The sequence below is a fragment of the Labrenzia sp. 5N genome, assembly GCF_012395805.1.
Classification (GTDB): Bacteria; Pseudomonadota; Alphaproteobacteria; order Rhizobiales; family Stappiaceae; genus Roseibium; species Roseibium algicola.
This window is the reverse complement of the sequence record NZ_JAAZTM010000010.1, coordinates 35,316-49,239: the sequence shown is the minus strand read 5'-3', so window position 1 is coordinate 49,239 and position 13,924 is coordinate 35,316. Positions and strand designations below refer to the sequence as shown.

Annotated in this window: 13 protein-coding genes; 10 read left to right on the top strand and 3 right to left on the bottom strand. The window is 61.8% G+C overall.

Annotated features, from left to right (window positions below):
* Nucleotides 1–10: 10 nt before the first annotated feature.
* Complete coding sequence (locus HEP89_RS11040; protein WP_168692043.1) at nucleotides 11–2,389, top strand: DUF2309 domain-containing protein; 2,379 nt, start codon at nucleotides 11–13, stop codon at nucleotides 2,387–2,389.
* A gap of 55 nt (nucleotides 2,390–2,444) precedes the next feature.
* Here HEP89_RS11040 and HEP89_RS11035 read toward each other — a convergent pair whose 3' ends face one another.
* The 3 genes from HEP89_RS11035 to HEP89_RS11025 form a co-directional block, all read right to left on the bottom strand.
* The gene (locus HEP89_RS11035; protein WP_055661546.1) at nucleotides 2,445–3,128 is read right to left on the bottom strand and encodes a YafY family protein; all 684 of its coding nucleotides are present in this window, start codon (nucleotides 3,126–3,128) and stop codon (nucleotides 2,445–2,447) included.
* 65 nt (nucleotides 3,129–3,193) lie between these two features.
* Entirely contained in the window at nucleotides 3,194–3,589 is a 396-nt protein-coding gene (locus HEP89_RS11030; protein WP_077291663.1) for a RidA family protein, read from the bottom strand.
* 217 nt (nucleotides 3,590–3,806) lie between these two features.
* Nucleotides 3,807–4,238 carry a nuclear transport factor 2 family protein gene (locus HEP89_RS11025; protein ID WP_077291662.1) on the bottom strand — a complete coding sequence of 144 codons (432 nt, stop codon included), beginning with the start codon at nucleotides 4,236–4,238 and terminating at the stop codon, nucleotides 3,807–3,809.
* Nucleotides 4,239–4,409: 171 nt separating this feature from the next.
* Between HEP89_RS11025 and HEP89_RS11020 the strand changes: the two genes are divergently transcribed.
* The 9 genes from HEP89_RS11020 (at nucleotide 4,410) to HEP89_RS10980 (ending at nucleotide 13,908) form a co-directional block, all read left to right on the top strand.
* Nucleotides 4,410–4,919 (top strand): sigma-70 family RNA polymerase sigma factor, encoded by a 510-nt coding sequence (locus HEP89_RS11020; protein WP_197923201.1) that lies wholly within the window; start codon nucleotides 4,410–4,412, stop codon nucleotides 4,917–4,919.
* Complete coding sequence (locus HEP89_RS11015; RefSeq protein ID WP_077291661.1) at nucleotides 4,916–5,680, top strand: anti-sigma factor; 765 nt, start codon at nucleotides 4,916–4,918, stop codon at nucleotides 5,678–5,680. The genes HEP89_RS11020 and HEP89_RS11015 overlap by 4 nt, the downstream gene beginning before the upstream one ends.
* 154 nt (nucleotides 5,681–5,834) lie before the next feature.
* The gene (locus HEP89_RS11010) at nucleotides 5,835–6,632 is read left to right on the top strand and encodes an extracellular solute-binding protein (RefSeq protein ID WP_168692041.1); all 798 of its coding nucleotides are present in this window, start codon (nucleotides 5,835–5,837) and stop codon (nucleotides 6,630–6,632) included.
* A gap of 186 nt (nucleotides 6,633–6,818) precedes the next feature.
* Entirely contained in the window at nucleotides 6,819–7,916 is a 1,098-nt protein-coding gene (locus tag HEP89_RS11005; protein ID WP_168692040.1) for a LacI family DNA-binding transcriptional regulator, read from the top strand.
* A gap of 399 nt (nucleotides 7,917–8,315) precedes the next feature.
* Complete coding sequence (locus HEP89_RS11000; RefSeq protein ID WP_062491318.1) at nucleotides 8,316–9,368, top strand: sugar ABC transporter substrate-binding protein; 1,053 nt, start codon at nucleotides 8,316–8,318, stop codon at nucleotides 9,366–9,368.
* Nucleotides 9,369–9,463: 95 nt separating this feature from the next.
* Complete coding sequence (locus HEP89_RS10995; RefSeq protein WP_055661540.1) at nucleotides 9,464–10,270, top strand: ATP-binding cassette domain-containing protein; 807 nt, start codon at nucleotides 9,464–9,466, stop codon at nucleotides 10,268–10,270.
* A 14-nt stretch (nucleotides 10,271–10,284) separates the two neighbouring features.
* Nucleotides 10,285–11,532 carry a sugar ABC transporter permease gene (locus HEP89_RS10990; protein WP_168692039.1) on the top strand — a complete coding sequence of 416 codons (1,248 nt, stop codon included), beginning with the start codon at nucleotides 10,285–10,287 and terminating at the stop codon, nucleotides 11,530–11,532.
* A gap of 27 nt (nucleotides 11,533–11,559) precedes the next feature.
* On the top strand, nucleotides 11,560–12,288 hold the full coding sequence (locus HEP89_RS10985; RefSeq protein ID WP_168692038.1) for an SDR family oxidoreductase: 729 nt from the start codon (nucleotides 11,560–11,562) through the stop codon (nucleotides 12,286–12,288).
* A 3-nt stretch (nucleotides 12,289–12,291) separates the two neighbouring features.
* Complete coding sequence (locus tag HEP89_RS10980; protein ID WP_168692037.1) at nucleotides 12,292–13,908, top strand: FGGY-family carbohydrate kinase; 1,617 nt, start codon at nucleotides 12,292–12,294, stop codon at nucleotides 13,906–13,908.
* Nucleotides 13,909–13,924: the final 16 nt, after the last annotated feature.

The following is a 13,924-nucleotide window of genomic DNA, read 5'->3' as shown; positions in this document are numbered from 1 at the left end:
GGCACTTCAGATGTTTATCAAGCACACCCAATTCAGCTCACTACGGGTTTCGGGCATCCTCGAGGCAGGCACGTCAGCCATACGGGCCATCCCGCCCGCCTTTCCGCTGGATGCAACCGTTGCCGTCAATCCGTTCCTCGGCCAGGTTGGAGAAGGCCTCGCGGAAGCATCTGCGCGCCTTGCCAGAACGAGCGGCATCAGCCTGACCCGGCCCAGAAGCAGCTACGGCGCCGAGATCGCCTGTGGCCGCATCTTGGATGAAGACCTGACGGCCGCCCTTGAGGCAAGCAACGCCGGCAACAAGCCGGCGGATGTCGCGCAGCTCAAGGCATTCGCCCAAATGGATGGACCGGCACCGGCAGCCATACCAACCATTGCCGAACTCGCGGCTTCTGCATCCGGCATCGACTGGCCGTCGGTTATCGAAAAAACCGTTGGGCTGTGGGCCGCCGGTTACTTCGACCGCGGCCAGGCGCTTTGGTCTCCAGCCCCGGGTGAGGGCGCTTATGCTGCCTGGCGGTCCTGGGCGAGCCGTGACCTGACACCCGAAATTGCCGGACTGACGGGCTTCTGCTCCCATGTAACCACGTCTCCGGACACTTCCGAACAGGCAATCCTGCGGGTAACTGACCGGCTGGGCATCAGCGTTCCGGCTGCCGAAACCCTGTTTCACCGGCTGCTGATGGACCTGGGAGGCTGGGCGCAACATGCACGCTGGCTGCTGTGGCGTGCAGAACAGGACGGCACGACGGACGGCACGCTCGGCGACCTGCTGGCCGTCCGGTTGATCTGGGAAGAGGCGCTTTTCAACCGCTTCCCGGCTGTCGCCGAGCAGTGGCAGGCCACGCTTCAACTTCATGCCGCACCTCTTGTTCCGGATCGGGACCAGGTTATCGATGCCATTTTGCAGGACGCGGCAGAGCGGGCATACCAGCGGTCGCTCGACCAACAGTTGAAGGCGCCGACAAAATACACCGGCGAGCGCCCAGCCCTTCAGGCGGCGTTCTGCATCGACGTGCGCTCGGAAGTCTTCCGGCGGGCGCTGGAAAACCAGAGCCCATCGATCGAAACACTCGGGTTTGCGGGTTTCTTCGGTCTTCCCGCTGCTCACAGAGACCACGGCTCCGATGTTGAAGAAAATCACCTGCCGGTCTTGCTGAAACCGTCCATGACCTCAACTTGCCACGGTTCTTCCAATGAGGAAAAGACGGCACGCATCGGTGCGCGGGCCATACGGGCACTGGACAGGTTCCGCCAGGCCGCTGTCTCGTCCTTCGCCTATGTGGAAGCTGCCGGCCCTCTGTATGTAACCAAGCTGGTGAAGGATTCCCTCGGCCGCCCCACAAGAAAGGTCTCGACGAGTGCCGCCCCCAGGCTCGACCCGGCGCTTGATGCCGAGACGAAATCAGCGACCGCTGCTGCAGTCCTCAAGGCCATGAGCCTCACGAACAATCATGCGCAGGTGGTTCTGCTTGTTGGCCACGGAGCCAATGTGAAAAACAATCCGCATGAAAGCGCTTATCATTGCGGCGCATGCGGTGGTCATTCAGGTGAGGTTTCAGCGCGGTTGCTTGCAAGCTTGCTGAACGATGCCGAAACCCGCTCCGGCCTTGCTGCTCACGGTATCGACCTTCCTGACGACACCCGGTTTGTCGCGGCGCTCCACGACACGACAACGGACGAGATCACCCTGTTCGACAAGGACCAATCCGGCCCGGTGGATGAATTCGACCTTCTGCAAAAATGGTTGAAACGGGCGGGAGCCGAGGCACGGGCCGAGCGCGCCTTGCGCTTGCCGGGCACGAATGCTGCCTCCATTGCGGCCAGAGCATTCAACTGGGCCGAAATCAGGCCGGAGTGGGGACTTGCAGACTGCGCCGCGTTCATCGCAGCCCCCAGGCATCTGACATCGAAGGCCAATCTGGAAGGCCGGGCCTTCCTTCACAGCTACGACTGGCAAACGGACGAGGACTTCAAGACGCTTGAACTCATCCTCACCGCCCCGGTGGTCGTGGCGAGCTGGATCAGCCTTCAATACTATGGCTCTTCAGTCGCGCCGGATGTCTTCGGTGGCGGCAACAAACTCATCCACAATGTGGTTGGCGGCATAGGCGTTGTGGAAGGGAACGGCGGGCGCCTGCGGCCCGGCCTACCTGCACAGGCACTGCATGATGGCGAGAAAGGGATGCATACCCCTCTCCGGTTATCGGTTCTGATCGAAGCCCCCGAAGAGGCAATATCTGCCATTCTGGATGCTCACCCGGATGTTCGGAACCTTTTCGAAAATGGCTGGCTGCATCTGTTCACGCTTCGGAACGGACGTATGGCCGCGCGCTACCAGCCGGACGGTTCCTGGGCAGAGGAAGAGATGAACCGCCAGGCTGCCTGAACCTGAAAGGGCAGGTCCGGTGACCGGTGGTCGCTGGACCTGTAGGAGGCTCCGGCTATCCCTCTTCCTCGCAAGGCTCGGTTGCCAGGAAAGCACGCAGTCCTCTTGTTTCGTCGTCCTCGAAAACCGTGCTTGTGACACTCAGTTTTACGACACGGTCGAAACGGAAGGTGCGGAAGGCCTGCCGCATTTCGCACCACGCACTGAACATCCACCCGTCTGTCATGTTCCAGATGACAAGCGGGCGGACGCTGCGCTCCGTGGGTTTTCCATCGGCATCCTCGTAACAAATATCGACAACGAGCTGCATCCGGATGGCCTCGCGGATCAGACTGACGGTCGGTGGGGCGCTGTTCTTGATCTGCAGGCTGAAATACGGTGCGTCGGCCAGCTTGCGTTTATCGGGATCCGGCATGCCGGCCTGGATCATGGCACGCACTTCATGTGCCGCCGATGCCAGCGCCGGGTCGCCCGTGCGCTCCACAAAGGAAAGGCCGATCGCCAGCGCATCGACCTGATCATGGGTAAACGTCATGTTGGGCAGATCGAAGCCCGGACGCAGCAGATAGCCGATGCCGGCCTCCCCTTCGATGGGAAGGCCGGACGCCTGAAGGTGGGCGATGTCCCGATAAATCGTGCTGAGGCTGACTTCGAACCGTTCGGCAAGTTCTGCGCCCCGGATAACGTCGCGGGTCCGCATCTCGTTGATGATCCGAAACAGTCTTTCCGCGCGTCGCATTCCGTTTCCTCACGCTCCAGAAATCCGGATGCAGCCGCTTCGAGACTGCTTTCAGGTGTCGGGCCTCAGTCGGCAGCGATCGCTTCGATCTCGAACATGAGAGGAGGAAGCGCAAGCCGGCTCACGCCAAGTAGTGTCATTGGCGGCGCAGCGTCAAGACGGCCGAACCGCGCTCCCAGGACGTCGAAATTCTTCAGGGCCTCGTCTACATCCGTTGTGTAGACCTTGACCTGAATGACATTGGCCAGGGTCATCCGCGCTTCGGCCAGTACGGCTTCCAGGTTGTTCAGCGAAAGCTCGATCTGACCGCGCATATCCGCGGCATGCTGAGGATTTCCTTCCCCGTCGACAGCGGTCTGTCCGGCGCAGATCAGCTGCCTGCCCATGCCTTCAACAATTTCGGCCTGATTGTAGCCAAGCCTGAGCGACCAGGGCCAGGGATTGACGGGAGTTCTGTTCATGGGGCGTCCTTTCGATCTTCCAAAACAAGAGAACGCCTATCAACCACAGGCCTCCTGTCACCGTGGTGAGAGGAGAGTTTGTACCTGGGCCGAATTTTTCGAGAACCTAGGCCGTGCCCTGCGCAAAAAGACATCCTGCGTTCTTGCAAACGCAGGATGCTTGAGCGCCGGTTTCCCCTGCCATGCAGGCGGGAACAGCAGGCAGGGAAATGCCGGCTTACTTCGCGAGCTTGGGGTCGATCTGCCAGACTTCGCTTGCCAGTTTGCCGCTCCGATAGGTCAGGACGTAGCGGACCGGGATCGTGTTCTTGCCGGAAAAGCGCACATTGGCAGTCACCGTCACGCCAGCTGGATTTGCGTTTTCCTGAACATTCGAGACATCGACCTTCAGCTTGCCCTGCGCGCCTGTGAACTTGGTCCAGACCGTGCCTATGTCTGCAGCACCAGTATAGACACCATCCAGCGGGCCACCGACCCATTCCAGCACGGCCTTGTCGGAATAGGACGCCTTGAGGGCATCGACCTTGCCGGTTGCGATGTTGTTGAAATGGGTACGTGCCAGGTCTTCACCCGGCCCTGCCAGGGCTGCGGATGCAAACAGAACCGTACCTGCAAAGGCAGTAGCGGCAATTTGACTGATCGGCTTCATTTCAGATCTCCATTCGTTCACTGTTCCAGATGCGATCGGCCGCATCCGGTGCTGTCCACGCAGGTGGTGGTGTTTTCCTTCCCGAAGGAGCCGAAATTTCTTTTTTGCCGGCGACGGAATAATTCGCGCAGCACAGGCGTTGGTGTCAGTAGTGTCCACGAGGAAGAGCTCTTGCCCGACAATACCCAAAACCTGCTCAGGGAGACGCCGGCGCTGCATCGATACGCGGTAACGCTGACCTGCGACCAGGCGGAAGCGGAAGACCTTGTGCAGGACTGCCTGGAACGGGCCTTGCGCAAATGGAGCCTTCGCCGGTCGTCTGTACCACTGCGGCCGTGGCTCTTCCGTATGATGCGCAATCTTCACGTCAGCCGCTGGCGGCGCTTGAGGCGCCATTCGAACCATATCGACCTGGACGATCTGGAAAACCAGCTTCAGGCGCCCGCCTCGCAGCAGGACAGCGCCGAGCTCAAGCATCTGTTGAACCGCATGCTGGCCTTGCCCGAAGACCAGCGCGAAGCACTGTTCCTGGTCGGCGTGGAAGGCTTTACCTATGCAGAAGCCGCCGCAATCCTGAACGTTGCCGAAGGAACCATCATGTCGCGCATCAGCCGCGCCCGTGCCAGACTGAGAGAAGACCCCCGCGCCTCCGAGCGTCCCCATCTAAGGAGCGTGACATGAATTCCCAGACGGTGCCTCCCATCCGGGAGGAAGACCTCGTTCGATACGTCGACGACGAGCTGCCTGCGGACCGCCGACGCGAGGTCGAAACCTATCTTCGGGACAATCCGGAAGCTGCCGCCCGGGTTGAGGCTGACCGCCGGATCTCGGCAAACCTGAAGACAGCCTATTCCCGCGTCACTGCAGAACCTCCCGGCCTGACCGCATCTCCAGGGGACAGATGGCTGCCGCGCGCCGGCATGGCCGCCTCCATCGCTGCGGCGCTGCTGGTTGGCGTCTTTGCCGGCTGGTCCCTGAAACCGGATGTAAGCCTGCCAGCGCATCAGCCCTTCCTGACCGATGCCCTGACGGCTCACCGAACATTCACCGTTGAGGTTGCTCATCCGGTCGAGGTGGCAGCCAGCGACCAGAGGCATCTGGCAACCTGGCTCGGCAATCGGCTGAACCATCCGTTCCGCATTCCCGATCTGCGGGTTGCCGGACTGACGCTGATGGGCGGTCGCCTGCTGCCCAGCGGGGCGGATCCGGCAGCACAGCTCATGTATGACGATGCGGACGGCAACCGGGTGACCGTCTATCTGCGCCGTGGGGTCGACGGTGAACCGAAATTCCAGTTCGCGGAATCCGGCACTGAACAGGCGTTTTTCTGGAGCGACACCGGGTTCACCTACGCGGTGACAGGCGACATGCCGCGCTCACAGCTTTTGAACCTTGCTCACCTGATCCAGACCCAGCTCGACCCGGCGCAACAATCGAACTGAAAGTCGCCAGATCATTCTGAAAGAGACCTCGCGCTTTCGTGACCCCGCTCTTGGGAAGACCAGGCAGCCGGCCAGCGTAGTCAGGTGCGGGGGCGGCGCAAGGCCGCCTTCGGCGCGCATGCGTCACAAGCCAACAGAATTCAGGAATTCCGATATGAAAACCTCCCTTTGTGCTCTCGCGCTCCTGGTTTGCGCCGGCCCTGCACTCGCCCAGGAAAGCACACTCGCCGATCCATCCATCAAACACCGCCCCGCCGACGGAGTTGTCAGGCTTTATGGTGCGGGCGGCCCACACACGGCGTTCCAGAAAGTTGCAAAGGCCTTTGAAGAAAAAACCGGCAACAAGGTCGAAATCACGGCCGGCCCGGAAACCACCTGGTCCGCAAAAGCCCAGGCGGATGCCGATATCCTCTGGGGCACATCCGAACAATCGATGACGGCGTTTCTGGAAACCTATGGCAATTTTGCCTCTTCGCAGGTTCAGCCGATCTACATCCGGCCCGCCATCATCGCCGTGCGCGCAGACAATCCGAAAAAGATCGAGGGCTTTGAAGACCTGCTCAAGGACGGGATCAAGATCGTCGTGACCGAGGGTGCCGGTGTCGCCAACACATCCGGCACAGGTGTCTGGGAAGACATCGCCGGAAGGACCGGAAATCTCGGTGACGTGTCGGCGTTCAGATCGAACATCGTCGCGTTTGAAAAAGGCTCCGGTGCCAGTTTCCGGGCCTTCAAGGACCTTGAGGCCGATGCCTGGATCACCTGGCCGAACTGGCCTATCAACAACCCGGACGTTCTGAGCCTTGTCGAACTGGACGAAAACCGCCGTATCTGGCGCGATGTCAACGTCGTGCTCTCCCCCGACGCCAACCCGCAAGCCAAGGCTTTTCTGGACTTCCTCCAGACCCCGGAAGCCGCGGTCCTGATGAAAACCGAGGGTTGGAAGCGCTAACACCGCGCTTTCGCCTTTTGCCAAGCCCCCTCCGCGCCCATGCCTCCCAGGGCGCGCAGAGGGGGATGCAACGCCTTTCCGAAACCCGCTGAGCCTACCTTTCCCATTTTTCCGCTTGCCAACCTCAAACCGCACTGTTAAACGTTTAACTGTAAAACGTTTAACAGCGTTGGGAGGCGCTGGCAGATGTCCCGGAAAAAACCGTCCATCAAGGAAGTCGCCGCTCTTGCGGGCGTGTCGATCGCGACGGTATCGAACGTCTTTTCCGGGCGCAAACCGGTCAACGACGAGCTGAAGGAGAGCGTGCACAAGGCTGCGCGCGAACTCGGTTACCAGCTCGACCGGGCCGCTTCCCAGCTGCGCTCGGGCCGAACCCGTATCATCGCGGTAATTGTCCCCGACCTCACCGACACCTTTTTTGCCACCATCGTCTCCAGACTGGAAACCGCCGCATCAGCGGAAGGTTACGACGTGATCGTCGCCAGCTCCCATAACGACCGCGCGGTTGAATCCTCACGTCTGAAGGCGTTGCTTGCATGGCGGCCGGAAGGGCTGATTGCCGTGCCCTGCTCAAGCACCATGCCGCCGGAACTGAAGGAAGCAAGATCCAGCTTGCCGATGGTTCTGGTCGACCGTGTTGCTGCAGAAGGGGCAATTGCCGATACGGTGACCATCGACAACCGAGAGGCGGGCGAGATTGCCGCAAGGCATCTGCTGGAGCGTGGCCACCAGAACATTGCAATCGGCGTTTCCGACCTGGATCACCCTCCGATTCTGGAAAGAACGGAAGGGGCTGCCGCCATCATCGAGGCGCAAACCAGCAAACGGCCGACCATTCTCAATCTGGGTTCCGATATCACCGCAGGCACCAGGACGCTCCTGGACTGGATGGAACGCAATCCCCTGCCGGAAGCAATCATCGCGCTTACCAACGTCACGACACTCAGCGTGTTGTCGGCCCTCGCCGAACACCGGATCGACATCCCGAGCCGCGCGTCTGTCGTCGCGTTTGACGACTATGCCTGGATGTCCGCCCGCAACACCGGACTGACGGCCATCCGACAGCCGGTCGACAAAATCGCGGAAACCGCCTGGCGCCGGCTGCTGCAGCGAATCGAGGGTGACAGCAAGGCACTCGTTACACCGACAGTGCTGAACGCGAGCTTGATCGTCCGTGCCTCGGTGCGCGATCTCGAAGCAGGCGAAGACATGCATTCGCAAACACACACCCCGGCACCGAGGGACAGCGCCTCGGCGGAAGGGCAGGAAAAGAAGATCCACTGATGCCATCCGCCACAACAGGGCACGATGGCAGACAGGCGGCAAAGACCGCACGGACACATGGGAGGAAGAGGAGGAAAATCGGACTTCAGGATCAACGGACACTCAAACACTATCAGTCCCGTTGATCCGGACGAGAAACGCGCGGAGTGCGGTGAGCAACCCCGCGCGTCGGCAAGATCGTCCTGAAATACCCACTAACCGAAGCGGCAGGTAGATCCTCTCATCCGCCGGAACCCGTAAAGACGCCCCGTGCCGTTGCACCGGCTAAGGCGTCAGGGTTTCTGCGCGGACTCGATCATGCTCGGCCAAGATTAGCAGTGGTCTTTCAGGAAACCAACCGGTCTTGAGCGCACCCGAGGACGGGGCCGACGGACCGTTTTATTGATGGAGGAAACTGAAATGAACCCGATGAACAAGAAACTTGCCGGCGCGGCCATCGTTGCCGCCGCCCTGCTGCAGGGAACCGCTGTCCAGGCTGCATCCGGCACCGTCGCATTCCTGATGCCAGACCAGGCATCAACCCGCTACGAGGAACATGATTTCCCGGGCTTCAAGGCGGAAATGGAGAAGCTTTGCCCGGATTGCACCGTCATCTACCAGAACGCGGATGCAGACGTGGCGCGCCAGCAGCAGCAGTTCAACTCCGTTCTGACACAGGGCGCCAAGGTGATTGTGCTTGATCCGGTGGATTCCAGCGCGGCCGCCTCGCTCGTCGCCCTTGCCCAGAGCCAGGGCGTGAAAGTGATCGCCTACGATCGCCCGATCCCGGACAAGACCGCCGACTACTATGTCTCCTTCGACAATGAAGGCATCGGCAAAGCAATCGCCGAGTCCCTGGTGCGCCATCTGGAAGAACAGGGCATCTCGCCAGAGGCAGGCGGCCTGCTGCAGATCAACGGCTCGCCCACCGATGCCGCTGCCGGCCTGATCAAGGACGGTATTCATGCAGGTATCGCCACCGGCAAGTACAAGACCCTGGCCGAATTCGACACGCCGGACTGGGCACCGCCCAAAGCCCAGGAATGGGCCAGCGGCCAGATCACCCGCTTCGGCGATCAGATCGTCGGCATCGTAGCGGCCAATGACGGCACCGGCGGCGGCGCCATTGCCGCCCTGAAGGCTGCCGGCGTCGACCCGCTTCCGCCTGTAACCGGCAACGATGCCACCATCGCGGCCCTGCAGCTGATCATCGCCGGCGACCAGTACAACACGATCTCCAAGCCTTCTGAAATCGTTGCCGCGGCGGCTGCCAAGGTTGCCGTGCAGTTCCTGAACGGGGAAACGCCAGAAGCCAAGACAACGCTCTACGAAACACCTTCCGAGCTGTTCGTTCCGGCCGTGGTCACGCGCGAGAACCTGAAGGAAGAGATCATCGATATGGGCATCCAGACGGCTGAGGAACTGTGCACGGGCCGCTATGCCGAAGGCTGCAAGGAACTCGGCATCCAATAACTCCTCCTCCCAAGCAGGCCGCCCGACCCCAAGGGTCGACACCCGGAAGGCCGGGCGGCCATCCAGAGGACCCAGAAAACCATGAGCCGGACAAGATGACCGCCACTTCTCCCCAATCCGCCACGGATCGGCAGCCGATCCTGAGCCTCAAGGGCATTTCGAAGAACTTCGGCGCGGTGTCGGCATTGACCGATATCGAGTTGGACGTCCATCCAGGTGAAGTCGTTGCCCTTGTCGGTGACAACGGCGCCGGAAAATCGACCCTCATCAAGGTGCTCTCCGGCGTTCACGCGCCGACTTCCGGCACCATTCACTTCGAAGGCAAGCCGGTGACGATGCACGGGCCGAGTGACGCCCTGCACCTTGGCATCGCAACCGTGTTCCAGGACCTCGCCCTGTGCGAGAACCTCGACGTCGTTGCCAACATCTTCCTGGGCCAGGAACGCAGTCCCTGGCATCTGGATGAAGTGGCCATGGAAGTCCGCTCCTGGGAGCTGCTCAACGAGCTGGCGGCCCGAATTCCAAGCGTGCGCGAACCGATCGCCTCGCTGTCCGGCGGCCAGCGCCAGACCGTCGCCATTGCCCGGTCCCTGCTGCTCAACCCGAAGATCATCATGCTGGACGAACCCACCGCCGCCCTTGGCGTTGCCCAGACGGCGGAAGTGCTCAACCTGGTGGAGCGGGTCCGCGACAAGGGCCTCGGCGTCATCATGATTTCCCACAACATGGAAGACGTGCGCGCGGTCGCAGACCGCATCGTGGTGCTGCGGCTTGGCCGCAACAACGGTGTGTTCTCGCCGCAATCGTCCAACGAGGAACTGGTCGGAGCCATTACCGGCGCAACCGACAATGCCGTCACCCGCCGCGCCAGCAAACGGGCGGCCGCAGGCGCCACGGCATAAACAAGGAAACCACCATGAACGGCTCCGCTCCCCAACCCCGGCTGCTCGACCGCAGCGACACGCGCGTCAAGCATGCCAGCAGCCTGACCGACGTCATCAGCGCCTTCATCGATCGTGTGAAGGCAGGCGATCTCGGCTCCCTGCCCGTCATCGTCGGCCTCATCGTCATCTGGACGGTCTTCACCATTCTCAATCCGCTGTTCGTTACGCCGAACAACCTTGTGAACCTCTTGTTCGACTGCTCGACAGTCGGCGTCATCGCGCTCGGCATCGTCTGCGTGCTGATGCTCGGCGAGATCGACCTTTCGGTCGGCTCCATGAGCGGTGTGGGCTCGGCCCTGATCGGCGTGCTCTGGGTCAACCAGGGCGTTCCCCTGCCACTGGCGATCCTGGCGGCGCTCAGCACCGGCGCGGTCATCGGCTCGGTCTATGCGCTGCTGCGCACTCAGCTTGGCATGCCCAGCTTCGTCTCGACCCTCGCCGGTCTGCTGGCGCTTCTCGGCCTGCAGCTCTACATGCTCGGCTCCACCGGCTCCATCAACCTGCCCTACGGCTCCTGGATGGTGAACTTCGGCCAGCTTCTGATGATGCCGGCCTGGGCCTCTCACGCAGTCGCACTGTTGCCTGGCGTCGCCATTCTCGTGATGGGAATTCGCAACCGGCGCCAGCGCCAGGCAGCCAATCTCTCCGTTGGCTCTGTTGGCGGGCTTGTGTTCAAGGCGCTGTTCACCACCATCGCCTTCGAAGCCGCTGTCTTCTATCTGAACCTCGGTCGCGGCGTGCCCTGGATGTTCGGCCTCTTCGCCCTGCTCGTCGTTGTCATGAACTATGTCTTCACACGCACCCAGTGGGGGCGGTCCGTGAAGGCCGTCGGCGGCAACGCGGAGGCTGCGCGCAGAGCCGGCATCAATGTCACCTTCACCTACCTCACGTCCTTTGCGCTATGCTCGCTGCTGGCGGCCCTCGGCGGTGTCCTGTCTTCCGCACGGCTTGCCTCCGCCAGTCAGCAGGCGGGCACCGGTGACGTCAACCTCAACGCTATCGCAGCCGCCGTTATCGGTGGAACCAGCCTGTTCGGCGGACGCGGGTCGGCATGGTCGGCGCTGCTCGGCATCATCGTCATCCAGTCAATCTCCAACGGGCTGACGCTTTTGAACATGTCGTCCTCGCTCCGCTACATGATCACCGGCTGCGTGCTCGCCATCGCCGTCATCGTCGACAGTCTCGCCCGCCAGAGCCGCGTCTCTCACGGCCGCGCCTGACCGGATTTCAATTCAAGGATTTCGAACATGACCGATGAACTCAAAGGCAAGGTCGCGGCCATTACCGGTGCCGCGTCCGGGATCGGCCTGGAATGCGCCAGGAGCCTGCTTGCAGCCGGCTGCCGGGTGGTCCTGATCGACCGAGCCGAAGACAGACTGAACGCGATCTGCCAGGAGCTCGGGCCGGACGCCATTCCACTGGTGGTCGACCTCATGGACGGGCCCGCTGTCGATGGCATGCTGGACCGGATCGTGGAAAAGACCGGACACCTCGACATCTTCCACGCCAATGCAGGAGCCTACGTCGGCGGCAGCGTCATCGACGGCGACCCGGACCAGTGGGACAAGGTGCTCAATCTCAACATCAATGCCGCGTTCCGCTCCATTCGCGCCGTGTTGCCGCATATGGTGGAACGCAAGACCGGCGACATCATCGTCACCAGTTCCATCGCCGGCCTTGTACCGGTCGTCTGGGAGCCGATCTATACCGCCTCGAAATTTGCCGTGCAGGCCTTCGTGCACACGGTACGGCGCCAGGTCGCCGAACACGGGGTGCGCGTTGGAGCGGTCGCGCCGGGACCTGTGGTTACAGCCCTTCTCGATGACTGGCCCAAGGCAAAGATGGACGAAGCCCTTGCCAACGGCAGCCTGATGCAGCCCCGGGAAGTCGCTGATGCCGTGCTGTTCATGCTCAGCCGCCCGCGCGGCGTCACCATCAGGGACCTTGTCATTCTGCCGCAAAGTGTGGACCTTTGAGGCATGAGCAAATTTCTGATTGGTATTGATGTCGGCACAGGCAGTGCCAGGGCTGGTCTATTCGACCAGTCCGGCAATCTGGTTGCATCGGCAAAACGTGACATCGCCCTCTTCAACCGGGGGCCAAACCTTTACGAACAATCTTCCAACGACATCTGGCAAGCCGTGGCCGCCACCGTACGCGAAGCGGTCGGCACGGCCGGGATCGATCCGGGCGATGTGGCCGGGATCGGCATGGACGCCACCTGTTCGCTGGTGGTCATCGGCCCGCAAGGCAGCCCGCTGCCGGTGGGTGATACGGACCACCCGGAGCGCAACATAATCGTCTGGATGGATCACCGCGCTCTTGACCAGGCCGAACGCATCAACGCCGGTGGCCACGACGTGCTGCGCTATGTCGGCAGCCAGATTTCACCGGAAATGGAAACTCCGAAGCTGCTCTGGCTGAAAGAGAACCGGCCAGAGATCTTCGGCAAAGCCGAGCATTTTTTCGACCTGACCGATTTCCTGACATGGCGGGCGACCGGCAGCCTTGCCCGGTCCATCTGCACGGTTACCTGCAAATGGACCTACCTTGGTCATGAACGCCGCTGGGACGCCGATTATTTCCAGTCCATCGGTCTTGCCGAACTCTGCGCGAATGATTTTGACCGCATCGGCACCACCATTGTCGATGCGGGAACGGCTCTGGGCAACGGACTGACGGCAGAAGCGGCGGCAGACCTGGGTCTGCGTGAAGGGACACCCGTTGCTGCCGGGCTGATCGATGCTCATGCGGGCGGTGTCGGCACGGTCGGGTGGCAGGACCAGACAGAGGCGGGATCGGCGACAAGCCGGATGGCCTACGTCTTCGGCACCTCCGCCTGCACCATGACCTCGACAACAGAACCGGCCTTCGTGCCAGGCGTCTGGGGACCTTATTTCTCCGCGATGGTTCCAGGCCTCTGGCTGAACGAGGCGGGCCAGTCGGCCGCAGGTGCCGCCATCGACCATCTGGTCCGTTTCCACCCGGCCTCCACTGAGGCCCTCAAGCAGGCAAGGGAAGCAGGTCTCGGCCTCAACCAGTGGCTTGCTGCTGAAGCCGAGCGGCTTGCACCGGAGGGGACAGACATATCAAGGCTGGCAGACGGTCTGCATGTGGTCCCTGAATTTCTCGGCAACCGTGCGCCGTTTGCCGATCCGGAAGCCAAGGCCGTCATTGCGGGCCTCGATATGGACACATCCGTCGCCGCTCTCGTCAGGCTCTATGTCGCGGGCATCTGCGGTCTCGGATACGGCCTCAGACAGATTGTCGAGGCGCAGACCGCAAAGGGCATCCGGACGGACACCATCGTCGTCAGTGGCGGTGCAGGCCAGAGCCCTTTGGTGCGTCAGCTTCTGGCCGATGCCACGGGCCTCGTGATCGCCGCTCCCAAAACCGCGGAACCGGTCCTTCTCGGCTCGGCCATGCTCGGCGCTGTCGCTGGTGGCCTGCAAAAGGACATTCCGGCCGCCATGGCCGCCATGTCGGCAGCCGGCGAAACCTATGCACCCGGCGGCGCCGAGGCCACATCCTACCACAACAAGCGGTACGAGGCTTTCGAGCTGCTGCAGCAGGCCGCCCGCAAGATCCGCGGATAACGCTGCCCGCCATTCC